A 25,438-nucleotide genomic window follows, 5' to 3' on the forward strand; every position below is an offset into this window, starting at 1 on the left:
GCTCAGGGTCGCTTCGCAGCCTTCTCAGTCAGCTGAACTGCTTGCCTTCTGCCACCAGCTTCCGGATCAGCGGCGCGGGCTGCCAGAATTCGGCGTCGTCCTGCGGGTTGCGGGCAAAGCGCTGCATGCTCTGCATCACGTTGAACAGGCCCACCTGGTCGGCATAGTGCATGGGGCCACCGCGCCAGACCGGAAAGCCATAGCCCGTGAGGTAGACCACGTCGATGTCGCTGGCCTTGGAGGCGATCCCGTCCTCCAGGATCTGCGCGCCCTCGTTCACCAGCGCGTACACCAGGCGCTGCACGATCTCTTCGTCGCTGATCTTGCGCGGCGTGATGCCCTGGTCCTTGCGGTACTGCTCGATCATGTCGGTGACCAGCTTCGAGGGAATGGCATCGCGCTTGCCCGGCTGGTAGTCGTACCAGCCGGCGCCGGTCTTCTGGCCGAAGCGGCCCATTTCACACAGCAGGTCGGCGGTCTTGCTGTACTTCAGGCCCGGCTTCTCGACGTAGCGGCGCTTGCGGATCGCCCAGCCGATGTCGTTGCCCGCCAGGTCGCCCATGCGGAACGGGCCCATGGCGAAGCCGAACTTCTCGATGGCCTTGTCCACCTGCTGCGGCGTGGCGCCCTCCTCCAGCAGGAAGCCGGCCTGGCGGCTGTACTGCTCGATCATGCGGTTGCCGATGAAGCCGTCGCACACGCCCGACACCACCGCCGTCTTGCGGATCTTCTTGGCCACGCCCATGACGGTGGCCAGCACGTCCTTGGCGGTGGCCTTGCCGCGCACCACCTCCAGCAGCTTCATCACGTTGGCCGGGCTGAAGAAATGCATGCCCACCACGTCCTGCGGGCGCTTGGTGAAGGCAGCGATCCTGTCCACGTCCAGCGTGGAGGTGTTGGAGGCCAGGATGGCACCGGGCTTGGCGACCTCGTCGAGCTTGCGGAACACCGCCTCTTTCACGCCCAGGTCTTCGAACACCGCTTCGATGATCAGGTCGGCGCCCTTCAGGTCGGCGTAGTCCAGCGTGGTGCTGAGCAGGGCCATGCGCTGCTCGTACTTGTCTGCCTTGAGCTTGCCCTTCTTGACCTGGGCCTCGTAATTCTTCCTGATGGTGGCGATGCCGCGGTCCAGCGCCTCCTGCTTCATCTCCAGGATCTTCACCGGGATGCCGGCGTTGAGGAAGTTCATGGCGATGCCGCCGCCCATGGTGCCGGCGCCGATCACCGCCACGGACTGGATGGCGCGCTGCGGCGTGTCGGAGGGCACGTCCGGGATCTTGGAGGCGGCGCGCTCGGCCACGAAGATGTGGCGCAGCGCCCGGCACTCGGGCGTCCACATCAGGTTGGTGAACAGTTCGCGCTCGTAGGCCATGCCCTCGTCGAACTTCTTCCTGGTGGCGGCCTCGACCGCGTCCACGCACTTGAGCGGCGCGGGGAAGTTCTTGGCCATGCCGGTGACCATGTTGCGCGCGAACTGGAAGTACGCATCGCCCAGCGGGTGCTTGCAAGGCAGGTTGCGCACCAGCGGCAGCGCGCTGCCATCCGCATGCTTGGCGGCCACTTCACGGGCGAAGGCCAGCGCCTCGTCCAGCAGGCTGTCGGCCGAGGCCGCCATTCTGTCGAATAGCTTCTGGCCGGGTTGCTGGGCCAGCAGCTCGCTCTTGACCGGCTCGCCGGAGACGATCATGTTCAAAGCCGTTTCCACGCCCAGCACGCGCGGCAGGCGCTGCGTGCCGCCGGCACCGGGGATCAGGCCCAGCTTGACCTCGGGCAGCGCCACGCTGCAGCCGGGCGCCGCGATGCGGTAGTGGCAGCCCAGCGCCAGCTCCAGCCCGCCGCCCATGGCCACCGTGTGCAGGGCCGCCACCACCGGCTTGGAGGTGTTCTCCACCGCCAGAATCACGCTCAGCAGGTTGGGCTCCTGCAGCGCCTTGGGCGAGCCGAACTCCTTGATGTCCGCGCCGCCCGAAAAGGCCTTGCCGGCCCCCGTCAGCACGATGGCCTTCACGGCCTGGTCCGCCTGCGCCTTGGCCAGCCCATCCGTGATGCCCTGCCGCGTGGCATGGCCCAGACCGTTGACCGGAGGATTGTTCAGGGAGATCACGGCAACGTCGCCGTGCAGTCGGTATTCAGCCGTCATGCGGAGGGTTCCTTGGTTGGGGAATACGGAAGGGGGATGTCTCGGAGCTTGTAGCCGTTGCGGGCGGCGAACGGTCGTGCTTTTCTGAAGCATTCTAGGAGGGAGCGCATAGCGGAGCAAGAAGGGTTGTCTCTGGGGGGACAAGAGCGGGCTGCATAAGATCTGAAGGCTGGCCTTGCCCGCGGAAACCGCATCTCCTGCTGAGATACAACTCCGCGAAGACGTCAAGGGTGTTGCCACTTCAGGAGCCTCTGTTCTGCAGCCGCCAGGACGCTGTTGCTCAGGAAGCCGATGGCTCCCAGTAGCAAGATGCCTGCAAAGAGGTCGTCCGCGCGGAACGAGCGCGCGGCCAGCAGGATGGTCAGACCCAGCCCGTCCTGAGACGCGACCATCTCCCCCACCACGGACACGATCAGCGACACGATCATGGACAGGCGCATGCCCGCCAGAACATCGGGCAGCGCATTGGGCAAGCCGATCTTCCAGACGAAGGTGCGGCGCGGCATCTCCAGCGCCTGCGCCACCTCGCGCAGACGCACGTGCACCGAGGCGATGCCATGGACCGTGTTCAGCAGCACCGGCCACATGGCGCCGAAGGCGACGACGAACAGCACCATGCCGCTGGACAAGCCGAAGATCGACATGGCCAGGGGCATCACCGCAGAGGCCGGCAGCGGCCGCACGAACTCGAGCGTGGGCGCGAGCCACGCGCGCGCTGCCGCGGAGGCGCCGATCAGCGCGCCCAACAACATGCCCGCGACCGAAGCCAGGCCCCAGCCCAGCGCCATGCGAAGCACAGTGGCTCCGGTCTGGTAGAGCAAATCCCCCTCCTGCAGACCGAAATGCAGGCTCGCCCAGGTGGCCTCGGGAGTCGGCAGGAACACCTTGCTGACCCAGCCGCCATGCGTGGCGGCCCACCACAGGACTACCAGCGCGGCCAAGATGCCGACGGCACCTGCGGCTTCGACGGCATGCCCTCTCAGTCGCGGCCGTGCCGCCGTAGTGGCGCCGCTCATGGCTGCGCCTCCCCCATGCGCCGCGCCACCCAGCGCTGCAAGCGCAGCGTCCCCGCATTGACGGCGAAGCCCACCATGCCGATCCAGAACAGCCACGACAGCATCAAGGCAGGGTCCAGGCTCTGCTGCGCAACCATCAGCGCATAACCCATGCCGTGCGGATTGGCGGCAATCTCCACCGTCACCGCCACCACCAAGGCAATGGCCGCGCCCAGTCGCAGCGCCACGAAGAGGCGCGGCACGCTGCTGGGCAGCACGATGCTGACGAAGCGCTTCAGAGGTGAAAGCTGAAGCGCGCGCGCCACCTCCAGCAGTTGCGGATCGACCTGCCGCGTAGCGGCCTGGGTCAGCACCAGCATGGGCCAGAAAGTAGCGAAGCCCACCACACTGACTTCCATCCCCGGACCGAAGCCGAACACCAGCATGGCCAGCGGAATAAGCGCCACCGAAGGCACGGGCCGCAGCATCTGGATGGTGAGCGACCCCACGCGGGCAGCACGTGTCGACAACCCGAGTACCGTGCCAAGCGAAATGCCCAGCGCACTGCCGATCAGCAGACCCAGCGCGGCGCTGCCCAGCGTGAAACCGGTGGCCACGAACAGGGAGCCGTTGCTGATGCTGGAGACGAACGCCCGCAAGGCGGAGGTGGGCGGAGCGATGGCATCGCTGCCCTGGCCTGCGGTGCGTGCCCAGCCCTCCAGCAGCAGCAAAAGGGCTGCCGGGAACACGAGCGGCCGTATCAGATTGAACGCGCGCACCATGTCAGTGATGCCCGAGGTATTGATAGAGTTCGCGGCGCAATCGCAGAAACTCCGGGTGCTCCTTGGTGGTGAGCTGGTTGCGCGGCTGCGGCAAGGGCACGTCCAACATCGCCGCCAGACTGGGCTCTCCTGCTGTGGGGTTGGCGCGCAGGGCAATGACACGGTCGCCCAGGTAGATCGCCTCCTCCAGGTCGTGGGTGACGAACATCACCGTCAGCCCCTGCTCGCGCACCAGACGCGCCAACTCGTCCTGCAGGCTCTCGCGGGTCATGGCGTCGAGTGCGCCGAAGGGTTCGTCCATCATCATCAACGCCGGCTCTTGTGCCAGACAGCGCGCGATCTGCACCCGCTGCTGCATGCCCCCGGAGAGTTGGGCCGGAAACTTCCCGGCATGGGCCGACAAACCCACCGTCTCCAGCACGCGGGCGATGCGGGCCTGCCGCTGCGCCGCCGGAACCTGGGCCGCCTCCAGCGCCAGGCTCACGTTGGCCTGCACCGTACGCCACGGCAGCAGCGCGCGGCCGTAGTCCTGGAACACGAAAGCCACCTCCCGGGACGGCCCCATGATGGCCTGACCCTTGCGGCTGACCTGCCCACCGCTGGGCGTGACAAAACCCGCCGCCGCGCGCAGCAGGGTCGTCTTGCCGCAGCCCGAAGGACCGATGACGCAGACGAACTCGCCGGGCTTCACCGAAAAGCTGGTGGGCGAAAGAATCTCTCGCCCACCGAGATGGATGGACACCTCGTCAAAATCGAGCGCGGATTCAAACATCGCGGGCGCCCGGGCTTGGCTTGAACAACAGCGCGCCGACATTGAGCCTGCTGCGCAAGACGCCTTGATCCGCCATTAGATCCACCCAATAGCCGAGCTGCTTCTCCGTGACCACGGTGCCAGCCGGGGAGATGCGCACCTTGTCAAGAGCATCCGGCGGGAGCTTGAGGTACTTGCCAACGTGGGCCCTCAGCTTGTCGGCGTTCCTCGGGTCTTGCATGAAAACCGCTGCTTCCTGCACAGCCTCACGGAACGTCCGTGCCGTTCCTTGGTTCCTGTCCACCCAGGTTCGCTTGGCAACATACAGGACGGTGGGATTGCCGTCGGGCAGGAAGGTGCCGTAGTAGGAGGCCACATACCCGGCGCCGCTGTCGACGATGCGGCTCACGAACGGTTCGACGGACACCACGGCATCCAGCGAGCCACCGCGAATCAGGTCGTTGTGCTGCGGGAAGGAGGCCTCAACGAAGATCACCTTCCTCTGATCCACGCCTTGCTGCTTGAGCCAGGCGCGCAAGGTCATATGCAGAAAGCCGCCAAGCCCGGGCACCCCGATTTTCTTGCCCACGCAATCCTGCGCCGAGCGCACGCCACTGCCGGCCCGGCCCACCAGCGCCACGTTGGTGGAGGCTTTGGAGGTCACGCCACCGCCAGCGACCACCACGTGGTCGAGGCCTCCCTCGACCGACTGCAGAAAGACGCTGGGCGTTGGCCCACCGATCTGCAGAGAGTCGGACTGCACGGCCGCGGGGATGGTCGAGCCGTTGGGGATGAACTTCAAGTCCACGTCCAACTGGCGCTTGGTGAAGAAACCCTCCTCGGCGGCCACGAACACGGAAGCGAAGTCGGTTACTGCCGTGTAGCCAAAAGCGATCTTCCTGGCCTGGCCAAAAGAGGGCAGCGAGGCAGTGGCCGACAGAGCTGCAATGGTTTGAAGAATTGTTCTGCGTTTCATATGTGTCTCCTGTGGGGTGCAAGCAGATGATGAGATTGCACTACGGCGCGGCCAAAACGCTGAGGACGGCGAGCGACATCGCACTGACGCCATTCTTAATCGATGGTTCTGGAATCGGGGCAAAGAAGGGCGAGTGGTTCGCAGGCAGCGGCTTTCCGCCGGGCTTTCTGGATGCCTCGAACTGCTTCGGATCCGACGTTCCGATCATGAAGAACATCGATGGCACGCCCTCGTTCACGAAGGCCGAAAAATCCTCGCTGGCCGCCAGTGGGGGCATGCGTCGCACGTACTTGTTTCCGAAGCTGGCCGACAGCACAGCCTCGACACGCGTCACCACCTGTTCGCTGTTGACCACGGCAATTCCACCTTCGATGAGTGACACCTCGGGAGGCACACCTCCGGAGGCCATGGCCGCGGCATTTGCCGCGCGCTGAACGCCGCTCAACAACTTCTCTCTCACCGCAGGGTTGTAGGTGCGAATGGTTCCCTGCAACATCGCCGCGTCGGGAATGATGTTTCCCGCTGTCCCTGCTTGAAAAGATCCGAACGTCACGATTCCGAATTCGCGAGGGTCTTTCTCCAGACTGACCAGCGTTTGTACGTCGGTGATGAAGCGGGAACCCATGACGATCGGATCTATGGCCTTGTCTGGCGCGGAGCCGTGACCCCCGCGACCTTTGAAGGTGATTTCCACCATATCCGAAGAGGCTGTCATCGCGCCCACGTTGGTCGAGATCCCGCCATAGGGCCCGGGTGATGTGTGCAAGGCAAACGCGAAGGCCGGCTTGGGAAAGCGCTTGAACAGACCGTCGTCCAGCATGGCCCGTGCGCCAGATACGGTCTCCTCGGCCGGTTGGGCCACAAACATCAGAGTACCTTGCCACTTCGCCTTCATAGCGACCAGTGTGCGTGCAGCGCCGATCCAACTCGCCATGTGGATGTCATGCCCGCAACTGTGCGCTACCTGGATTTCCTTGCCCTTGTAGAGCGCCTTCGCCTTGCTGGCGTAGGGCAAGCCGGTCTTTTCCTCCATGGGCAGACCATCCATGTCGGTGCGCACCATTACGGTTGGGCCTATGCCATTGCGAAGCGTGGCCACCAAGCCCGTCTTTCCAACGCCCTCAGTGACGTCAAATCCCAAAGCCCGCATTTCGGCAGCCAGCTTTCTGGCAGTGTGAACTTCCTCGAAGGCGAGTTCGGGATGCTGGTGCAAGTCCTTGTAAAGCGCGTCCAGTTCGGGATACACTGCGTTCACCATGCCGCCGATCTCCGGGGCCAGTTTGTCCACTGTCTGCGCATCGGCTGCTGAAGTGGCGATCGTCAGAATGGCGGCGCAAGCAGCGCGAGGGATGAGCGATGAAGGGTTCATTTCTTGTCTCCAGGATGTGGCCATCTCGATGGGACGGCGCACGTGATAACGAACAAATCAGCCAGCGGTGCCTGCGTCGAGCAGGTCGTCAAAAATCGCCACGGCTCGCGTCCATCCTGCCGAGGCGCCGCGGATCTTGTGTGGGAAGCAAGATATGTAGAAACCGTTGGCCGGTAACGCCTCCAGGTTGTGCAGCTTTTCGAGATGGCAGTAGCCGATATCGCGGCCGGCCTTGTGGCCTTCCCAGATCAGCGAGGCGTTGCCGGTTTCCGCGTACCTTTCGGCCGTATGGACGAAGGGCGCATCCCAGCTCCATGCATCCGTGCCGGTCAATTTAACGCCGCGCTCGAGCAGGTACACCGTCGCCTCGTAACCCATGCCGCAGCCGGCCGAGACGAAGTCGGCGCGGCCGTAGCGCAAGCCTGCGCGCGTGTTCACCACCACGATTTCGAGGGGCGAGAGCGTGTGGCCGATGCGGGCCAGTTCTGCTTCCACCTCTGCGGCACTGACCACGTAGCCATCCGGCAGGTGGCGGAAGTCGAGCTTCACTCCGGGCTGGAAGCACCACTCCAGCGGCACCTCGTCGATCGTGATGGCGCGCTCCGCGCGCCCAAGCGCCTTGTTCATGGTGCTGTGGAAGTGGTAGGGAGCGTCGAGATGGGTGCCGTTGTGCGTGCTCAGGTGCACGCGCTCGAAGGCCCAGGCCTCCGCGTCGGGCAGGTCGGCGGGCTTCAGGCCGGGGAAGAACTGCGCAATGCTCTCGAACGTATCGCCATGCGCGAAGTACTCGATTCTCGGCGCAAGCGGAGGCGGATCGCTCAGCACCTCGTTTTCGAGATAGATGGAAAGATCAATGAAGCGGCGGGGCATCTGGGAAATCCTGGTGGTAGCGTGCGGTGGCTGGTACGCCCCGCATCAATGGATCTTGCGATGCCGATCGAGCGAGAAGAACATGTAGCTCATTCGGCGGTACCAGGGCATGCCCACCTTGCTGGTGTAGCCCTGCGCCACACCGTCGTTGGCCAGCGCGGTCTGTGCCTGCACGATGTCTTCGGCCTGCAGGTTGGTCATCATGCCGAAGATCGACAGATCGAGCACGGTCTTGATCTTTCCGCCTTCAGCCGTCAGGAAGGCCCCGGTGTATTTGTCCAGCGCCTTGATGCCGGAGTAGATGTCGTCCACGGTCGCGCCGATGACGCCGATGTGCTGCGAGGGCGATGAGAAGTTCATGCCCACGGCTCCCTTGGTGATGGTGTAGCCGGTGATGTAGGCGTTCAGGATGTTGCGTTTGCCGTTCTTGGCGTAGCGCTCCACCACGGAGATGCGCGCCAGATTCATGCCGTTGAACTCGGGCACGACCTTGCCGTCCTTCACGTCCAGCCACTGCTCGGTGAAGACCTCCTTGTCGGCAAAGGACTGGTTCCAGAGCATCACCTTCGCCTTGCTGCCGTCGGCCGACAGTTCCAGCGGTCGGAGCACGAGGTCCTCCTTCTTCAGGTCGTCAAGGCCGGGCCGGGCCGTGGCGATCACTGCGGAGTAGTCAACCTTGATCTCCTTCCCTGGCATCAGCTGGCCGTTCTCGGCCACCAGTTCGCCGCCCTTGAAGACGTAGGCAGGCTTGATCTGGTCGATACGCGGGATCAGCAGAATGTCCGCGTAACGCCCCGGCGTGAGGGAGCCCAGCTTGTCTTCCATCTTGAAGCTGCGCGCGACGTTGTAGCTGGCCATCTTGATGGCGTCGATGGGGCTGACGCCCATGCCGATCACCTTCTGGACGATGTTGTCCATGTGACCGTTCTGCACCAGGGTGCTGACGGAAATGTTGTCGGTTCCCAGCAGCAGGTTGTCGGTTGGCAGCTTGTGGCTCACAACGCCGGGGATGATCGCTTCCAGGCTGCCCAGCATGTCGCGCACGACGGTGGGCAGTCCCATGCGCAGGCTGGTGACCGTCTCTGCGTAGGTGATCACGTTGTGGTTGTTGGTGGTCCCCAGCGCGGGGAACAGGTTCACTTGGTTTGCCGACTTGGTGAATTCGACGTGGCCATCGACGATCATGCCCCTCGACGCGGCGATGGCCAGCTTCTCGAACTCCGCGTCCTGGCCGGCCAGCAGGAGGTTGTGGTTCAACTCCCCCAGGCCGATGACGGGCTCCCAGTCCAGCAAAGTCCTGACGGCGGGCAGATCCACTTTCTTGCCCGGCGCAAGCACGAACATGCGGTAGGGGAATTTCTCGTAGTCCAGGAAGACCGCCTTGGCCGCTTCCACGCCCTGCGACTTTGCCGCACTCACAAGGTCGGGGATCTCCGCGTAGATCGAGGTAGTGCCATGCGGCACCAGCAGCTTCTGCATCGCCGCCGGGGTGACCCACTGCGACTCGACGTGGAAGTGAGCGTCGATCAGTCCGGGGATGGCGATCATGCCCTTGCCGTCAAACACCTTCCTGGCGCTGATCGCTTGGCTGGGGTTGACGGCGATGATCTTCTCGCCCTGAATCAGCAGAGATCCCGGCTCAACGCTGTTGGTGTAGACGTCCAGAATCTGCACGTTCTTGATGAGCAGGTCCGCCGGAGCCTTTCCGCCGATGATGTCAAATGTTTTCTTGTATTCGGCCTTGAGCGCCTCGATCGATGGCGGCTTGCCCACGGCCCACGTGCTGCTGGCGCCCAGCAGCATGGCGAGCAGCAGCGGTACCGCCGGAGTCGGGATGAAGTTCATGTGGGACCTCCGCGAATGGGTTTGAGACGAAGTGCTGGAATCAGAAACCGTGGCGAATGCCGGCCGCCAGGGTGGTGCCGCTGTTCTTGCCCGTGAAGCGATCAGACATTCCGATCAAGTAAACATCGGTGCGCTTGGACAGGAAGTAGTCATAGCCGACGGTCAGCGTCTTGTTGGTGGCGTCCGCCGCGGCGAAATGCGAGGTGGCGTTGCCGTACTGCGCCAGCACCTTGCCCGCCCCGATGGGCATGGTGAGGCCGACGTTGTAGATGCTGGTGTGGGTGTTGGCGCTGGCCCGCGTGCTCACCTTGCCGACCTGGCCAAACACTTTCAGCGCGGCGAAATCGTACGCGGCGCTGAGTTCAAGCGTGTCCTGATGCTTGAAGCCCGCGGGCACGCCTGATGCGCCGTTCTTCACGCGCTGGAACGCGAGTGCGCCGGAGAAACTCTTGCTGTAATAAGCAACGTTGCCGCCGATGTTGTTCCCGAACGAGCCGCTGCTCTGCTCTCCGAAACTACCCATCACGCTGGCGGCCAGCCCGCCGTAGCTATTGGTCGAATAGCCCACTGCGTTGTTCCATGCGGTGTCACCGAAGTAGCGCAAGGCGGACGCGTTGGGAGAAAACACCTGGCGAATCGCGGGCGAGAAACCAGTCGAGCCGCCGAAGGGATCGAAGCGGCCGGCTGCGGCGCGCGTCGGCGTGCTCTGGCGGCCAAGGCGAAGCGCGCCGAAGTCGCCACTCAGGCCGACGTTGGCGGCGCGCGAGAAGAAGCTGTCACTGTTGTAGCGGCCGGGCTCGCCGGTGTCGGCGCGGAAGAAGGACTCCAGCGCAAACACCGCCTTCAGGCCGCCCCCCAGGTCTTCCGAGCCGCCCATGCCGAAGAAGCTGGTGAACAGCTTGCCGCTCTCCAGCCGCATGCGGCTGTCAGAGCCCGCATCCTGGAAGCGGCCCACCGACTGGTCGATCACACCGTAGAGCCGTATGTCCGACTGCGCCAAAGCACCGACCGAGACGGTGCCGCAGGCAAGGGCTGCGAGTTTGGAAAGGGATTTCATGAATGTCTCCGTCGTTTGTTAGAGATGTCGCGTTGCCGGGAACTCGGGCGGTTCGCATGCAGCACGGGCACGAATGTGGCAGTCCTGCCGCGGTTCGCATAGCGTTTAATTTGCACATGGGTGATTCGAAAAAAGCAACGGCGAAGAACCATGCCGCATGGGCTAGCTGGAGATACTTGACCCAGCCGTTTCAGCGCCAACCGAGACCCATCCCATGCGCATCCACGCCCGATCGCTCCACTACTTCGACATGATTCGCCGCTGCGGATCCATACGCGGCGCGGCACGCCTGCTCAACATCACGGCGTCAGCGGCCAATCGCCAGTTGCTGGCGCTGGAGGAGGAAGTCGGGGCGCCGCTGTTCGAGCGCCTCAGCAGCGGACTGCGCCTGACGGCCGCGGGCGAGTTGTTTGCGCACCATGTCATCACCGTGCTGCAGGACGCGCAGCGCCTGGGCGGAGATCTCGACAACCTGCGCGGCCTGCGGCGCGGAAGCCTGCACATCATGGCGGTGGAAGGCCTGCAGTCGACCTTGATGGCCACACTGGCCACGCGCATGCTGTCCCAGCACCCGCAGGTCGAACTCACCATTACCTCAGGCACTTCGGCCAGCATCTTTCAGGCCGTCGCCAGTGGCGACGCCGACATCGCCATCGGTTTTCCCACGCACCGTAATCCAGCCCTGCATCAGGTGGCGTTGGCGCGGTTCGAGTTCGTGACCATCATTCCACCCGATCACCCTCTGGCGGCCCGCAAACAGGTGAGCTTCAGTGACTGCGCCAGATACCCGCTGATCCTGCCCAGCGCCGATCTGTCCATGTACGACGCGCTGCAGCCTGCCATCGAGTCCTATGACAAGCCCTTCAAGGTGGCCTTGCGCACCACGTCCACCGAGCTGATGAAAAGCCTGGCGGCGTCAGGCGTCGGCGTCGCCTTCCTGACGCGAATCCGCACCGGGAGCGAGATGGACGCGCGGAGCCTGGTCCACGTGCCGCTGGTCGCGCCCAGGGCCATGTACTGGGAAATGGGCGTCTACGTGCGCGCCGGCCGTACCCTGCCGCCCGCCTTGCAAGCCTTCGCGCAGATTGCGACCGAGGAAATCAACAAGCGGCTGGCGGACGCGCGACGCGCGAAACCCAGATCCTAGGCGACGCTGAATAAGCGCCCTCGACACGCAAGGGACTTGTTCAGCGTTGCCCCAAGTCACATTGAGGGTTCTGTCCTCGCCGCCCTCGACGCGCTCCACTCGAATGACATCAGCACCCATGTCGGCCAGCAGCGCGGCGCAGTAGGGGTCGGAAATGTATCGACCGAAATCGAGTACGCGAATACCTTCAAGAATCTGCCGCATCGGGCCCTCGGAACGTTGATTCTTCGACGGTCAACGCACGTATTCGCGCACGGCTTTGCGTGCCGGCATGAGCTGCCCCCGACACTCGCCGAAACCGATCCGCCGGAAGCCGTGGCGCTCGCACCACCCTCGCAGGACGACCGTATCGCCATCTTCAAGAAAGCGCCGGCTCTCACCGTTACCGAGATCGACCGGCTCCTTGCCTCCCCGGCTCAGTTCAAGCAGGCACCCTTCTTCGCCGCGCGCAGGGCCTGACTGAGTGCCCGTTCCCAGCATGTCTCCAGGACGAAGATTGCAACCTCCTTCTGTATGGTGCGCCACCATCTGGGCAAGCGACCAGTAGGTATGCTTGGCGCTGGTGCGGCTGAGTCGGACGCCTTGGTCTCCGGTCTTGGGAGTCAGCAGCCAGGCTTCGAGCTGGATGTCGAGTCCGCCATTTTCGCCAGCACGCGTTGCTCGAAGATATGGCAACGTCGGCGGGTCGCTCTCAGCCCGCACCAGCGGCACGCGAAAGGGCGCCAAGGCTTCCATGGTGACGATCCAGGGAGAGATGGTGGTGAGGAAATTCTTGGCCAAGAAGGGACCCAGCGGCATCGACTCCCAGCCCTGCACGTCGCGTGCCGACCAATCATTGAGCAGACACACGCCAAAGATGTGCTGCTCCGCCTGGTCGATGGGAATGGGCTCGCCCCTGGCATTTCCCGGGCCCATGAAGGCGGCCAGCTCAAGCTCGTAGTCCACGCTGGTCGACGGGCCGAACGCCGGCACGTCGCTTCCGGCCACGGGGCGACGTTGGCCGTACGGTCGGTAGAAACTCCCGCCGCTGACTTCAATGGAAGAAGCTCTGCCGTGGTATGCAATGGGAAGCCACTTGAAGTTGGGGTACAACGGGTTAGCGGGGGCGAAGATCTGTCCCACATTGAAGGCGTGATACTGCGACGCAAAAAAGTCCGTGTAGTCCCCGATCTGGGCGGGAACTCCGAATTCTGCTCCGGACTGCGAAACGAGGCAGTTGCGGAGGATGCACGCCTCAGGCGCACCCACACGCAGCGCCCGTGAAAGCGCCAACCGCAAGCCGCTCCAGGCGTGGGGACCCGAAGCCATCAGCGCATTGAGAGTGGGCTGCGCCGCCTTCGCCGCAGCGTCGGCATCCGGCCCTTTGAAGACGCCCAGCGAGCAGGCCTTGTGCATATCCAGGATCATGTCGCCGATCGCAACGCCGCCCCGGAAACCCTCGGTGGCACCACGCACACGAAAGACGCCGTGAGGCAAGTTCTGAATCGGGAAATCGCCATTGGCGAGGTTGGCGGTTTCCACCCAGCTCATCAGTTGGGGATCGTGGGTTTCGTTGGGTGCGCTCATGTGCTCGTTGTGTCAGGAGAGGAAACTGCAGGCGATGGAAGCCTGGGTTCAGATGGAGCGTCCTGCCTTCTCCCAATAGGGATCGCGCAGCTTTCGCTTGAAGATCTTTCCCGAATCTTCACGCGGCAACGCCGCAGAAAATTCGATCACTCTGGGCACCTTGAACCGAGCCAGCCTCGAAGCCAGGTGGGCCCGCACCTCCTGCGCAGTGACGGCGCCCTGCTCTCCCACTTCGATATGCGCACAAATGCTCTCGCCGAATTCCTCATCCGGAATGCCGAAGACGGCACAGTCCTTCACGCCGGGCATGTCGATCAGCACTGCTTCGATCTCCGCGGGATAGATGTTCACACCGCCGGAGATGATCATGTCTTTCTTGCGGTCGCACAGAAAGATGTAGCCGTCCTCATCGATCAGTCCCACGTCGCCCACCGTGACAAGCCCCCCACGATCGATCTCCTGACGCTTTTCGGCGTTCCCTTGGTAAGTGAAGTCGGGCAGGAAACTGGCCCGCATATGGATTTCGCCGACCCGTCCTGGGGCCAGTTCATTCCCTGCGTCATCGAACACCTTGGCAGTGCAGCCGTGGAGAGCACGGCCCACCGTGCCGGGCTTGCGCAATGCCTCCTCGGCGTTGTGCCAGACTGGAATTCCGGTTTCCGTGGAGCCGTAGTACTCGCAAATCACCGGCCCCCACCAATCGATCATGGCGCGCTTCACATGAATCGGGCACGGCGCTGCGCCATGCACCACATGCCTGAGTGACGACAGCGCGTATCGGGCGCGCACTTCTGCGGGCAGCCTCAGCAGGCGCACGAACATGGTCGGCACGATATGCATGTGCGTCACGCGGTACCGATCAATCAGATCCAGCATCTCCTCTGCATCGAACCGGGCTTGTAGCACGATGGAGGCGCCGATGCGGGCGGCGAGCATCCCGTAGGCGTTGGGAGCGGAGTGGTACATCGGCCCGTTCATGAGCACCACGCCGGGCTCATCCGCCTTCAGCCCGTAGATGATCGCCGCGTGCTGCTCGCTGAGGATCCTCTGCTCAGGCGTCGGCCGATTTCTCCGGACGCCTTTCGGTCTGCCGGTGGTACCAGACGTGTAGACCATGGAGGCAGGAGGTGCGCCCGCATCAGGAGCCGCCGAAGAGTGCTGTGTCAACCACATATCCCAGTCGGCGCCGCCCTCGCATGAGAACCCGGCGGGTACCGCAAGGCCATAGGCAGCGGCAATCTCGGCAGGAGTGGCCACCACCAGCAAACGAACGCCGGCAGGAATGCTCCCGATGAGCTGGGGGATGAGATCCGCGTGCGCCACGAGCACTTTGGCGTTGCAGTCCTGCAGGATGTAGCGCACTTCATCGGCGGTGAAATGCCAGTTGATCGGCGTAGCGTAGGCACCGATCAATCCTGCGCCCAGCGATGCCTCGAAAAACGCGAAGTCGTTGCGCATCAGTATCGCAACCGAATCGCCATCGCTCAGACCCATGGAACGAAAGCCATTGGCAGCCCGTGCAGCGTTCAAGCGCATCTCTTCGACGGACTGGCGGCGTTCGCCAGAAATAAGACGGGCCTGCGCGCGCTGCATCGGTTGATGGAAATCGGTCATGGGTCGTTGTCTCAAGCTGGTTTTTTCGAGCGAACGGCTGCCCGGCTTGCGGGCGCGGTCTTCGCCGCAGTGGCGAGCACGCTCGCAGCCTCATCGGCGGCATGGAGCATGGCCGGCGTCATCAAGATGTGGGCCCGAACAGCTTCGCAAGCAGCGGACTCATGGCGATCCAGCACCAGTCGGGTGAGCTCGTCGTGCTCCGCCGCGATCAGCGATGAACGGCCAACGCCCTTCATCATGTGGTGGCGGTAGCGGTAGGTTTGGTCGTAGAGGGAACTCTGCAGCTCGATCAGACGCGGCGATCCGCACGCGGAGATCAGTGCCACGTGGTAGTCCTTGTGAAGGCTGTCGAACTCGCCGGCTGCGGCCTCGTCCCAGGCCGTCACCTCCTCGAACCGTCGCATGCGATGGAGCGCTGCGACGACCCGGGCCTCCCACTCGTGATCGCCGCGCTGGATGGACGCACGCAGCGCTTCGACCTCGACCAGCGTGCGCACGCGAACGATGTCGTCCAGATCCTCGCGGCTCATGCCGGCGACACGAAAACCCTGGTTGCCCGTGGCCACCACGTGGCCGCGCGAGACCAGGCGGAGCAAGCCCTCCCGAATGGGCGTCGTGCCAAACCCCAACTGCCGCGCCAACTCGTGCACCCGCAGCTTTGAACCGGGCTCCAGCTCGGATTGAAGGATCGCGTTCTGCAGTACGGCGGTGGCTTGCTCGGCCAGCGTGTCGGAGGGCGGCGTCGCGGTCTTCATCATCGATGCCTCACGGGTGGGATTGATCATGAGTCGATCATATACAGAATTGTGTTTTGTGCAAAGTTTGGCGTATTATGCAAAATAAATCTTCTGCACAAGGACCTTGCATGCCATTGCCGCCCATCCTCCAGGACCGACTGCGTCTGCCCGTGATCTGCGCACCGCTGTTCATCATTTCCAACCCGGACCTGGTCATTGCCCAATGCCAGGCCGGCGTTGTCGGCTCTTTCCCGGCGCTCAACGCACGGCCCGCCGCGCAACTGGACGAGTGGCTGCATCGCATCACTGAAGAACTCGCCGCCTGGGACCGCAGGCACCAGGATCAGCCGGCGGCGCCCTTCGCCGTGAACCAGATCGTCCACAAGACGAACGACCGCCTCGAACAGGACATGGAACTCTGCGCCAAGTACAGGGTGCCGATCGTCATCACCTCGCTCGGGGCCCGCACCGAGTTGAACGACGCGGTGCACGCCTACGGAGGCGTGGTGATGCATGACGTGATCAACAACACCTTCGCTCGCAAGGCGGTCGAAAAGGGCGCAGACGGCCTCATCTGCGTGGCAGCCGGTGCCGGCGGCCATGCGGGACGTCTCTCACCCTTCGCTCTGGTGCAGGAACTGCGCAGCTGGTTCGACGGTCCCATTGCATTGTCCGGATCGATCGCCACGGGCCGTGCCGTGCTGGCCGCTCAAGCGATGGGCGCAGACCTGGCCTACATAGGGTCCTTGTTCATCGCGAGCCAGGAAGCGAATGCGCCGCAGGACTACAAGCAGATGATCGTGGACAGCCATGCGGATGACATCGTCTACACCAACCTCTTTACCGGGGTGCACGGCAATTACCTGCGCCCGTCCATCCTGAAGGCAGGGCTCGACCCCGAGAACCTTCCCGTCAGCGACCCGAGCCAGATGAGCTTTGGCTCGGGCAGCAGTTCCAAGGCCAAGGCGTGGCGCGACATCTGGGGCTGCGGGCAGGGCATCGGCGCGGTCTCGGCGGTGGAGCCCGCAGGCGCACACATGGCGCGGCTGCAACGCGAGTACGAGGCTGCGCAGAGGGAACTCAGCGATAAAACCCGGCGGCCATTGGCGTGCGCGGCGGTATAGGTGCAGCTCAAACGCGCCGGCGGACGAGGATCGAGACCATGAAATTGAGCACGCAAGCGCACATCGAAGCCGTTCTCGACAACTTCGCCCAGCACGTTGCCAACATCTCAGGCTGAAAGCGGCGGCGGTTCTGCCCGGCGCATCGTCAATCCGGCACCACCGCCGTCGCCTCGATCTCCACCAGCGCCTGGTCCTCGATCAGCGCCGACACCTCCACCGCGGTCATCGCGGCATTGAAGCTGCCGATCAGTTCGCGGAAGGCCACGCCGATCTCGGGGTAGGCAGCGACGTAGGCCTGCTTGTCCGTCACGTACCAGGTCATGCGCACGATGTGCTCGGGGCGGGCGTCGCCGGCCTTGAGCACGTCGACGACGTTCTGCAGCGCCTGGCGCACCTGGGCGGCCATGCCGCCTTCGGCGAAGCGGCCCTGGGCGTCCCAGCCGATCATGCCGGCGACGAAGACCATGCGGCCGCGGGCGGTGACGCCGTTGGCGTAGCCGCGCGGGCGCGGCCAGCCGGGGGGGAGAAGGACTTGCATGGGGGCGCTCCTGTCAGCGTTCGGGATGGTAGGGGGCCAGCGCGGCGCGCATGTCCTCGGGGATGGGGATGGCGCGGTGCGTGTCCAGGCTGGTGGTGACCAGCACCTGGCGCGAGCGCACGCGCAGTTCGTCGCCCAGGCGCGCGTCCAGCGCCAGCGCGAGCGAGCTGGTGCCGATGCGCTCGACGGCCAGCTCGAAGATCACGCGCTCGCCCATGCGGCTGATGGCGCTGAAGTCGCACTGCAGGCTGACGATGGGCATGCCGATGCGGCGGCGCGCCAGCAGGTCGGCATAGGGGATGCCGAGGCCGTCGCTCACCCAGTCTTCCACCAGGGCGTTGAAGAGGACCAGGTACTGCGGAAAGAAGATGATGCCGGCCGGGTCGCAGTGGGCGAAGCGGATCGGGTACTCGCGTTCGAAGCGCAGGGCGGGGGGAATGCTCATCGGGATGGTTTTTTGATGAAAAGTGCCTGTAGCCCAGGTACTACCTAGGCTTTTAGCTATGTATTTTATAGCAACGCCGTGTTGCTGCCAATGGCGCCCGGAACCATCAGGCCGGCTGGCGCAGCCGAAACCGCTGGAGCTTGCCGGTCTCGGTGCGCGGGAGATGGGTGCGGAATTCCACCGCGCGCGGGTATTTGTAGGGCGCGATGCGCTGCTTGACGAAGTCCTGCAGTTCCGCGGCCAGCGCCTCCGTCGGCTCGGCGCCGGGGCGCAGCACCACGAAGGCCTTGACGATCTGGCCGCGCTCCTCGTCGGGCACCCCGATCACGCCGCATTCGGCCACCAGCGGGTGCTGCAGCAGCGCGTCCTCGACCTCGGGCGAGGCGATGTTGTAGCCGGCCGAGATGATCATGTCGTCGGTGCGCGACTGGTAGTGGAAGTAGCCGTCCTCGTCCATCAGGAAGGCGTCGCCGGTGAGGTTCCAGCCGTCCTGCACGTAGTGCTTCTGCCGCTCGTCGGCCAGGTAGCGGCAGCCGGTGGGGCCCTTGACCGCGAGCCGGCCGACGGTGTTGGGCGGCAGCGGGCGGCCCTGCTCGTCCACCACGCGCGCCTGGTAGCCGGGCACGGGCTTGCCGGTGGCGCCGGGACGGGCGCTGGCCTCGTCGGCGGAGATGAAGATGTGCAGCATCTCGGTGGCGCCGATGCCGTCGATCAGCTCGATGCCGGTGGCCTCCTTCCACAGCGCGCGGGTGGCCGCCGGCAGCACCTCGCCGGCCGAAACGCACTGGCGCAGCCGGGTGGCGCGCAGCTCTGGCCCGCTGGCGGCCATGGCGCGGTAGGAGGTGGGCGCGGTGAACAGCGTGGTGGCGCCGAAGTCGCCAATGGCCTGCACCAGCTGCGCCGGCGATGCCTTCTCCAGCAGCACGGTGGCGGCGCCCACGCTCATGGGGAACAGCACCAGTCCGCCCAGGCCGAAGGTGAAGGCCAGCGGCGGGCTGCCGATGAAGACGTCGTCCGGCCGCGGGCGCAGCACGTGCGGCGGCCAGCAGGCGCAGATCGCCATCACGTCGCGGTGGAAGTGCATGGTGCCCTTGGGCATGCCGGTGGTGCCGGAGGTGAAGGCGAGGATGCAGGTGTCGTCGGCGGCGGTGTCCACGTTGGCGAAGCTGCCGCTCTGGCGCGCCATGGCGGCCTCGAGCCCGTCGGGGCCGGCGTCGTGGAAGCAGCGTATGCGCGACAGCACCGGGCATTGCGCCGCCGCGCTGCGCAGATCGTCGGCCAGGCGGGCGTCGCACAGGGCATGGGTGATGGCGCCCTTGTCCATCACCTGCGCCAGCTCCTTGGCGCGCAGCAGCGGCATGGTGGCCACGGCAATGGCGCCGGCCTTCATCACCGCGAACCAGCAGGCCACCATCATGGGGTTGTTGGGCGCGCGCAGCAGCACGCGGTTGCCGGGCACCAAGCCCATCTCGTGCACCAGCACGGCGGCGATGCGGTTGGCGCGGTCCTGCAGTTCGGCATAGCTCCAGCGCAGGCCGGGCGCCAGCAGGCAGGTGCGGTCGCCCTCGCCCGCCGCCACGCGAAGGTCCAGCAGTTCGGTGGCGCAGTTGAGCCGCGCCGGGAACTGCAGCGCGGGCAGGTCGAAGCAGTACTCGGGCTGCTGCGACGGCGGCGGCAGCCGGTCGCGGGCGAAGGTGTCGATATGCGCGCTGGTCATGGGCGGGCCCCCTGGTGGTGTGCGGATGGAACGGTTCACGCGGCCGGCGCGAAACCGCGCAGCAGATCGCGGCCGATGATGAGCTGCTGCACCTCGGTCGCGCCCTCGTAGATGCGCAGCGCGCGGATCTCGCGGTACAGGCGCTCCACGGTCTGGCCGCTGACCACGCCCTGCCCGCCCCACAGTTGCAGCGCGGCGTCTATCACCTGCTGCGCGCCCTCGGTGGCGGCCATCTTGGCCATGGCGGCCTCGCGCGTCACGGTGTGGCCCTGGTCGCGCTTCCACGCGGCGCGATAGGTGAGCAGCGCGGCGCCGTCCACCGTGGTGGCCATCTGCGCCAGGCTGGCCTGCGTCAGCTGGAAGTCCCCCAGCACGCCCTTGAACATGTGCCGCGTGCTGGCGCGCTCCAGGCCCTCTTGCAGTGCACGCCGTGCAAAACCGAGCGCGGCCGCGGCCACCGAGGTGCGGAACACATCGAGCGTGCGCATGGCCACCTTGAAGCCCTCGCCCGCCGCGCCCAGGCGGTGGCTGAGCGGAATGCGGCAGCCGTCGAAGCGCAGCCGCGCCAGCGGGTGCGGCGCGATCAGCGCGATGCGCTCGGCCACCGTGAAGCCCGGTGCGTCGGCCGGCACCACGAAGGCCGAGATGCCGCGCGCGCCCGGCGCCTCGCCGGTGCGGGCGAACACCACGTAGAAGTCGGCGATGCCGCCGTTGGAGATCCAGGTCTTCTCGCCGTCGAGCACCACCGTGTCGCCCTCGACCCGCGCGCTGCAGGCCATGGCGGCGACGTCCGAGCCGGCGTCGGGCTCGGACAGCGCGAAGGCGGCGATCGCCCTGCCCTGCGCCACGGCCGGCAGCCAGCGCGCCTTCTGCCCGGGCGTGCCGTGCAGGCTGATGGCGCCCGAGCCCAGGCCCTGCATGGCAAAGGCGAAGTCGGCCAGCCCGTTGTGGCGCGCCAGCGTCTCGCGCACCAGGCACAGGATGCGGGTATCCAGCGCCTCGCTGCTGCCGCCATGGGCGGTGCCGGCCACCGCGTGGCGCAGCCAGCCGGCGTCGCCCAGGCGGCGCACCAGGGTGCGGCAGTCGGCGTCGACGTCATCGCCGTGCAGGTGCGCCACGCGCTCGGCGGCCCAGGCGTCGAGTTCCAGCGCCAGGGCCTTGTGGTGGGCGTCGAAGAAGGGCCAGTCCAGGTGTTCTTGGTGCTGCATGGGCCGGCCCTCAGTTGCCCTGGAAGACGGGTTTGCGCTTCTCGGCGAACGCGTGGTAGGCGCGCGAGAAGTCCTCGGTCAGCATGCACAGCGCCTGGGCCTGGGCCTCGGACTCGATGGCTTCGTCCACGCCCATGGCCCATTCCTGGTGCAGCATGGTCTTGGTGATGCCGTTGGCAAAGCTCGGGCCCTGGGCGATCTCGCGCGCCAGCGCCTGGGCCTGTTCCAGCACCTCTTCCGGCGTGCACAGCCGGTTCAGGAAGCCCCACAGCGCCGCCTCTTCGCCGTCCAGCGCGCGGCCGGTGTAGAGCAGTTCGCTGGCCCGGCCCTGCCCGATCAGGCGCGGCAGCATCGCGCAGGCGCCCATGTCGCAGCCGGCCAGGCCGACGCGGTTGAACAGGAAGGCGGTCTTGCTGCGCGCCGTGCCCAGGCGCATGTCGGAGGCCATGGCCAGGATGGCGCCGGCGCCGGCGCAGATGCCGTCGATGGCGGCGATCACCGGCTGCGGGCAGTGCCGCATGGCCTTGACCAGGGCGCCGGTCATGCGGGTGAACATCAGCAGCTCGGGCGCGGGCAGGCCGATCAGCGGGCCGATGATCTCGTGCACGTCGCCGCCCGAGCAGAAGTTGCCGCCGGCGCCGTGCAGCACCACCGCCTGCACGTCGTCGGCATAGCGCAGTTGCTCGAACAGGTCGCGCAGTTCGGCGTAGGAGTCGAAGGTCAGCGGGTTCTTGCGCTCGGGCCGGTTCAGCGTGATGGTGGCCACGCCGTGCTGCACCGACCAGCCGAAGTGCTGCGCGGCATAGGCGGCCAGGCTGCGGCGATTGCCGGCCCGCAGAGAGGGGTCGAGGGGCATGTTGGCTTGTCTCCTTGAAATGGTGTCAGCCGGCATCCTGGGTGCCGGCGGTGAGTTGCACGCGCAGCTCGCCCAGCAGGCCGTGCATCTGGCGCTGCTCGGCCGCGCCCAGGCCGGAAAAGATCTCGACCACCCAGGCCTCGTGCACCGCGGCGATCTTCTCGAAGGCGCGGCGGCCCTTGGGCGTGAGGCGCACCTGGGAGGAGCGCCGGTCCTGCGGGTTGGCGCTGCGCTCGACGAAGCCTTCCTTCTCCAGCTCGTCGGTCAGGCCGGTGACGTTGCCGCCGGTCACCATCAGGAAGCGCGACAGCGCGCTCATGCGCAGGCCCTCGGGGTTGCGATATAGCTGGGCCAGGTAATCGAAGCGCGCCAGCGTGATGCCGAATTCGGCGCGCAGACGCTTGCGGATCAGCGTCTCGATCTGCGTGCTGCAGGACAGCAGCCGCAGCCAGAGCTTGAGTGACTGGTGGTCGTCCGAGGCCACGCGGCCTTCCAGGCCGATGCTCTGGTCGTCCAGCAGGCGCTCGGCCGTCATCTTGGGATTGCGTTTCACATGACCTCCCCGCCTGATATAGATATGCACTGGCCGGTGACAGCGCCGGCACCCTCGCCGCATAGCCACAGCACCGCGTCGGCCACCTGCTGCGGCTGCACCAGGCGCTGCTGCGGGTTGCCGCGCTCGAAGCTGGCGCGGGCCTCGGCCGCGCTGCGGCCGGTGGTGGCGACCACGCGGGCGATGCTCTCGTGCAGGATCTCGGTCTCGGTATAGCCGGGGCAGACCGCGTTGACGGTGATGCCCCTGGCCGCCACCTCCAGCGCCACGGAGCGCGTCAGCCCGACCACGCCATGCTTGGCCGCGCTGTAGGCCGCCACATAGGCATAGCCGCGCTGGCCGGCCGTGCTGGCGATGTTGACGATGCGGCCCTGGCCGGCGGCCAGCATGTCGGGCAGCGCCTGCTGCATGCAGTGGAAGCTGCCTGACAGGTTCACGTCCAGCATGCGCTGCCACAGCGCGCGCGAGGTCTTGCCGAAGGGCGCGCTCTCGGCCTGGCCGGCGTTGTTGACCAGGATCGAGACCGGGCCGTGCCGCTCGCGCGCGGCAGCAAAGGCGCGGGCTAAAGCGTCTGGATCAGTCACGTCGGCCGCGATGGCGGCGGCCCGCGGCAGTTCGGCAGCCAGCGCCTGGAGCGGCGCGATGCGGCGGCCCAGCAGGCTCAGGCGCACGCCGCGCGCGGCCAGCGCGCGGGCGATGGCCGCGCCTATGCCCTGCCCGGCACCGGTGACGACGGCATGCAGGCCCTGCATCATCAGACCGGCTCCTTGGCCTGCGGCGCGGCGGCCTGCGCCTGGGCGCGCTCGCGGGCGTAGTTCGATTCGAGCTGGCCCTTGGCCGAGCGGTAGGGGCGCGGCCAGTCGAGGGCGCCGTAGCCGATGCGCGCGGCCTGGTCCAGCGTCCAGGCCGGGTTGGCCAGGTGCGGCCGCGCGATGGCGCACAGGTCGGCGCGGCCGGCGGCGATGATGCTGTTGACGTGGTCGGCCTCGGAGATGGCGCCGACCGCGATGGTGGCAATGCCCGCCTCGTTGCGGATGCGGTCGGAGAACGGCGTCTGGAACATGCGCCCGTACACCGGCTTCTCCAGCTTGCTGACCTGGCCGGACGAGCAATCGACCATGTCGGCGCCCGCGGCCTTGAAGGCGCGCGCGATCCGCACCGCGTCGGCCGGCGTGGTGCCGCCCTCGACCCAGTCGTGCGCCGAGATGCGCACCGACATCGGCAGATGCGCGGGCCACACCCGGCGCACCGCGGCGAACACCTCCAGCGGGTAGCGCAGCCGGTTCTCCAGCGCGCCGCCGTACTCGTCCGTGCGCTGGTTGGTCAGCGGCGAGATGAAGGACGACAGCAGGTAGCCGTGGGCGCAATGCAGCTCCAGCCAATCCGCGCCGGCCTCGGCCGCCCAGCGCGCGGACTGCACGAACTGCTCGCGCACCTGGTCCATGTCGGCGCGGGTCATGGCGCGCGACTGCTGGCTGACGCCCTCCAGGTACTGCTGGGGCGAGGCCGACAGCAGCGGCCAGTTGCCCTCGGGCAGCGGCTGGTCGATGCCGTCCCAGGCCACGCGGGTGGAGGCCTTGGCGCCGGCGTGGCCGATCTGCAGCGCAAACTTGGCGTCGCTATTGGAGTGGATCCAGTCGGCGATGCGCTTCCAGGCGTCGCGCTGGGCCTCGGTGTAGAGCCCCGGGCAGCCGGGGGTGATGCGGCCTTCGGCGCTGACGCAGGTCATCTCGGCGAACACCATGGCCGCGCCGCCCATGGCGCGCGCGCCCAGGTGCACCAGGTGGTAGTCGCCGGCAATGCCGTCCATGGCCGAGTACTGCGCCATGGGCGAGACCACCACGCGGTTCTTGAGCGTGACGCCGCGCAGCGTGAAGGGCGTGAACATGGGCGGCGGCGCGGCCGCGCCGGGGGCGAGGGTAACGCCCGCCTGTCCGGCGAACCAGCGCTCGTAGCCTTCCAGCCAGGCGCGGTCGCGCAGGCGCAGGTTCTCGTGGCTGATGCGCTGCGAGCGGGTCAGCATGGAGTACATGAACTGCTCGGGCGGCAGGGTGTCGGCATAGCGCTCGCCCACCGCCTCGAACCATTCCATCGCGTTCCAGGCCGCGTTCTGCAGGCGCAGCACGTCGACGCTGCGCAGCGCCTGGTAGCGCCTCAGCACCTCGGGGATGTCGGCCGGGCTGTAACCCACGGTGTCGAACTGGCGCACCAGCTCGATCGCGTCCTCCAGCGCCAGTTTGGTCCCAGAGCCGATGGCGAAGTGCGCGGTGTGGACCGCGTCGCCCATCAGCACCACGTGGCTGTGGCCGTTGAACAGCGACCACTGCTCGCAGCGCACCCGCTGGAAGTTGAGCCAGGCCGAGCCGCGCAGGTGGCGCGCGTTGCTCATCAGCGGCTGGCCCTGCAGATGCCTGGCGAACAGCTTCTCGCAGAAGGCGATGGAGGCCTCGGTGTCCATCCGGTCCAGGCCGTGGGCGCGCCAGACCTGCTCGGGCGTCTCGACGATGAAGGTGGTGGTATCCGGGTCGAACTGGTAGACGTGCGCCTGGAACCAGCCATGCTCGGTCTTCTCGAACGTGAAATTGAAGGCGTCGTAGCGCCGGTGCGTGCCCAGCCAGATGAAGCGGTTGGGCCGGGTCACGATGTCGGGCTTGAAGACATGAGCGTGCTTGCGGCGGACCTTGGAGTTGACGCCGTCGCAGGCCACGACCAGGTCGGCGTCGGGGAAGTCGGCATCGGACTCGACCTCGCGCTCGAACTCCAGCGCCACGCCCAGCGCCTCGCAGCGCCGCTGCAGGATGTTGAGCAGGCGCTTGCGGCCGATGCCGACGAAGCCGTGCCCGCCGCTGCGGATGGTGCGGCCCTTGAACTCCAGCTCGATGTCGTCCCAGTGGTTGAAGGCGCGCTCGATGTCGGCCGCCGTCTCGGCGTCCCAGGCGCGCATGTTCTCCAGCGTGGCGTCGGAGAACACCACGCCCCAGCCGAAGGTGTCGTAGGGCTTGTTGCGCTCGACGACGGTGATGTCGTGCGCCGGGTTGCGCTTCTTCATCAGCAGCGCCAGATACAGGCCCGCCGGTCCACCGCCGATGCACACCACCTTCATGGGGATTCCAGGGTCGAGTTGATGAGGTGCCTGGCAATTTATCCA

22 protein-coding genes and 1 pseudogene are annotated in these 25,438 nt (G+C 66.0%); 2 read left to right on the forward strand and 21 right to left on the reverse strand.

Annotated elements, in window-relative coordinates:
• Positions 1-28: 28 nt before the first annotated feature.
• The 9 genes from JHD63_RS02580 to JHD63_RS02620 all read right to left on the reverse strand — a co-directional run bounded on the left by JHD63_RS02580 (position 29) and on the right by JHD63_RS02620 (position 10,785).
• The gene (locus JHD63_RS02580) at positions 29-2,140 is read right to left on the reverse strand and encodes a 3-hydroxyacyl-CoA dehydrogenase NAD-binding domain-containing protein (protein WP_198969093.1); all 2,112 of its coding nucleotides are present in this window, start codon (positions 2,138-2,140) and stop codon (positions 29-31) included.
• 224 nt (positions 2,141-2,364) lie between these two features.
• Positions 2,365-3,156, reverse strand: a complete 792-nt coding sequence (locus JHD63_RS02585; RefSeq protein ID WP_198969094.1) for an ABC transporter permease — start codon at positions 3,154-3,156, stop codon at positions 2,365-2,367.
• Entirely contained in the window at positions 3,153-3,917 is a 765-nt protein-coding gene (locus JHD63_RS02590) for an ABC transporter permease (protein WP_198969095.1), read from the reverse strand. Before JHD63_RS02590 ends, JHD63_RS02585 begins: the two co-directional genes overlap by 4 nt.
• A gap of 1 nt (position 3,918) precedes the next feature.
• Entirely contained in the window at positions 3,919-4,689 is a 771-nt protein-coding gene (locus JHD63_RS02595; protein WP_198969096.1) for an ABC transporter ATP-binding protein, read from the reverse strand.
• Positions 4,682-5,644 (reverse strand): ABC transporter substrate-binding protein, encoded by a 963-nt coding sequence (locus JHD63_RS02600; RefSeq protein WP_198969097.1) that lies wholly within the window; start codon positions 5,642-5,644, stop codon positions 4,682-4,684. The genes JHD63_RS02595 and JHD63_RS02600 overlap by 8 nt, the downstream gene beginning before the upstream one ends.
• A gap of 40 nt (positions 5,645-5,684) precedes the next feature.
• On the reverse strand, positions 5,685-7,013 hold the full coding sequence (locus JHD63_RS02605; protein ID WP_198969098.1) for an amidohydrolase: 1,329 nt from the start codon (positions 7,011-7,013) through the stop codon (positions 5,685-5,687).
• 57 nt (positions 7,014-7,070) lie between these two features.
• Positions 7,071-7,883, reverse strand: coding sequence for a cyclase family protein (locus tag JHD63_RS02610; protein ID WP_198969099.1), 813 nt, complete (start codon positions 7,881-7,883; stop codon positions 7,071-7,073).
• 45 nt (positions 7,884-7,928) lie between these two features.
• Entirely contained in the window at positions 7,929-9,728 is a 1,800-nt protein-coding gene (locus tag JHD63_RS02615) for an adenine deaminase C-terminal domain-containing protein (RefSeq protein WP_198969100.1), read from the reverse strand.
• Between the two features lie 40 nt (positions 9,729-9,768).
• Complete coding sequence (locus tag JHD63_RS02620; RefSeq protein WP_198969101.1) at positions 9,769-10,785, reverse strand: porin; 1,017 nt, start codon at positions 10,783-10,785, stop codon at positions 9,769-9,771.
• Between the two features lie 214 nt (positions 10,786-10,999).
• Here JHD63_RS02620 and JHD63_RS02625 point away from each other — a divergent pair, with 214 nt between their 5' ends.
• Entirely contained in the window at positions 11,000-11,932 is a 933-nt protein-coding gene (locus JHD63_RS02625) for a LysR family transcriptional regulator (protein ID WP_198969102.1), read from the forward strand.
• A gap of 69 nt (positions 11,933-12,001) precedes the next feature.
• Here the strand turns inward: JHD63_RS02625 and JHD63_RS02630 are convergent.
• The 4 genes and pseudogenes from JHD63_RS02630 to JHD63_RS02645 all read right to left on the reverse strand — a co-directional run.
• A pseudogene (locus JHD63_RS02630) lies at positions 12,002-12,136 on the reverse strand (CoA transferase); the annotation flags it as partial.
• A gap of 30 nt (positions 12,137-12,166) precedes the next feature.
• Positions 12,167-13,498: a fumarylacetoacetase gene (fahA, locus tag JHD63_RS02635; RefSeq protein ID WP_198969103.1), complete on the reverse strand. Its 1,332-nt coding sequence runs from the start codon at positions 13,496-13,498 to the stop codon at positions 12,167-12,169.
• 48 nt (positions 13,499-13,546) lie between these two features.
• Positions 13,547-15,112, reverse strand: coding sequence for an acyl-CoA synthetase (locus JHD63_RS02640; protein WP_233167518.1), 1,566 nt, complete (start codon positions 15,110-15,112; stop codon positions 13,547-13,549).
• 11 nt (positions 15,113-15,123) lie between these two features.
• Complete coding sequence (locus JHD63_RS02645) at positions 15,124-15,897, reverse strand: GntR family transcriptional regulator (RefSeq protein ID WP_198969104.1); 774 nt, start codon at positions 15,895-15,897, stop codon at positions 15,124-15,126.
• 80 nt (positions 15,898-15,977) lie between these two features.
• Between JHD63_RS02645 and JHD63_RS02650 the strand changes: the two genes are divergently transcribed.
• Positions 15,978-16,973: an NAD(P)H-dependent flavin oxidoreductase gene (locus tag JHD63_RS02650; RefSeq protein WP_198969105.1), complete on the forward strand. Its 996-nt coding sequence runs from the start codon at positions 15,978-15,980 to the stop codon at positions 16,971-16,973.
• A gap of 145 nt (positions 16,974-17,118) precedes the next feature.
• Here the strand turns inward: JHD63_RS02650 and JHD63_RS02655 are convergent, their stop codons facing one another.
• From JHD63_RS02655 to JHD63_RS02690, 8 genes are all read right to left on the reverse strand, one after another.
• On the reverse strand, positions 17,119-17,511 hold the full coding sequence (locus JHD63_RS02655) for a RidA family protein (RefSeq protein ID WP_198969106.1): 393 nt from the start codon (positions 17,509-17,511) through the stop codon (positions 17,119-17,121).
• A gap of 13 nt (positions 17,512-17,524) precedes the next feature.
• Positions 17,525-17,956 (reverse strand): acyl-CoA thioesterase, encoded by a 432-nt coding sequence (locus tag JHD63_RS02660; RefSeq protein ID WP_198969107.1) that lies wholly within the window; start codon positions 17,954-17,956, stop codon positions 17,525-17,527.
• A 106-nt stretch (positions 17,957-18,062) separates the two neighbouring features.
• On the reverse strand, positions 18,063-19,673 hold the full coding sequence (locus JHD63_RS02665) for an AMP-binding protein (RefSeq protein WP_198969108.1): 1,611 nt from the start codon (positions 19,671-19,673) through the stop codon (positions 18,063-18,065).
• A 35-nt stretch (positions 19,674-19,708) separates the two neighbouring features.
• Positions 19,709-20,881 (reverse strand): acyl-CoA dehydrogenase family protein, encoded by a 1,173-nt coding sequence (locus JHD63_RS02670; RefSeq protein WP_198969109.1) that lies wholly within the window; start codon positions 20,879-20,881, stop codon positions 19,709-19,711.
• Between the two features lie 10 nt (positions 20,882-20,891).
• Complete coding sequence (locus tag JHD63_RS02675) at positions 20,892-21,737, reverse strand: enoyl-CoA hydratase family protein (RefSeq protein WP_198969110.1); 846 nt, start codon at positions 21,735-21,737, stop codon at positions 20,892-20,894.
• 25 nt (positions 21,738-21,762) lie between these two features.
• On the reverse strand, positions 21,763-22,272 hold the full coding sequence (locus JHD63_RS02680; RefSeq protein ID WP_198969133.1) for a MarR family winged helix-turn-helix transcriptional regulator: 510 nt from the start codon (positions 22,270-22,272) through the stop codon (positions 21,763-21,765).
• 14 nt (positions 22,273-22,286) lie between these two features.
• The gene (locus JHD63_RS02685) at positions 22,287-23,045 is read right to left on the reverse strand and encodes an SDR family NAD(P)-dependent oxidoreductase (protein ID WP_198969111.1); all 759 of its coding nucleotides are present in this window, start codon (positions 23,043-23,045) and stop codon (positions 22,287-22,289) included.
• Positions 23,045-25,393, reverse strand: a complete 2,349-nt coding sequence (locus JHD63_RS02690) for a bifunctional salicylyl-CoA 5-hydroxylase/oxidoreductase (protein WP_198969112.1) — start codon at positions 25,391-25,393, stop codon at positions 23,045-23,047. The genes JHD63_RS02685 and JHD63_RS02690 overlap by 1 nt, the downstream gene beginning before the upstream one ends.
• Between the last annotated feature and the right edge of the window lie 45 nt (positions 25,394-25,438).

The sequence above is a fragment of the Xylophilus sp. ASV27 genome (genome assembly GCF_016428875.1).
Taxonomy (GTDB): domain Bacteria; phylum Pseudomonadota; class Gammaproteobacteria; order Burkholderiales; family Burkholderiaceae_C; genus Xylophilus.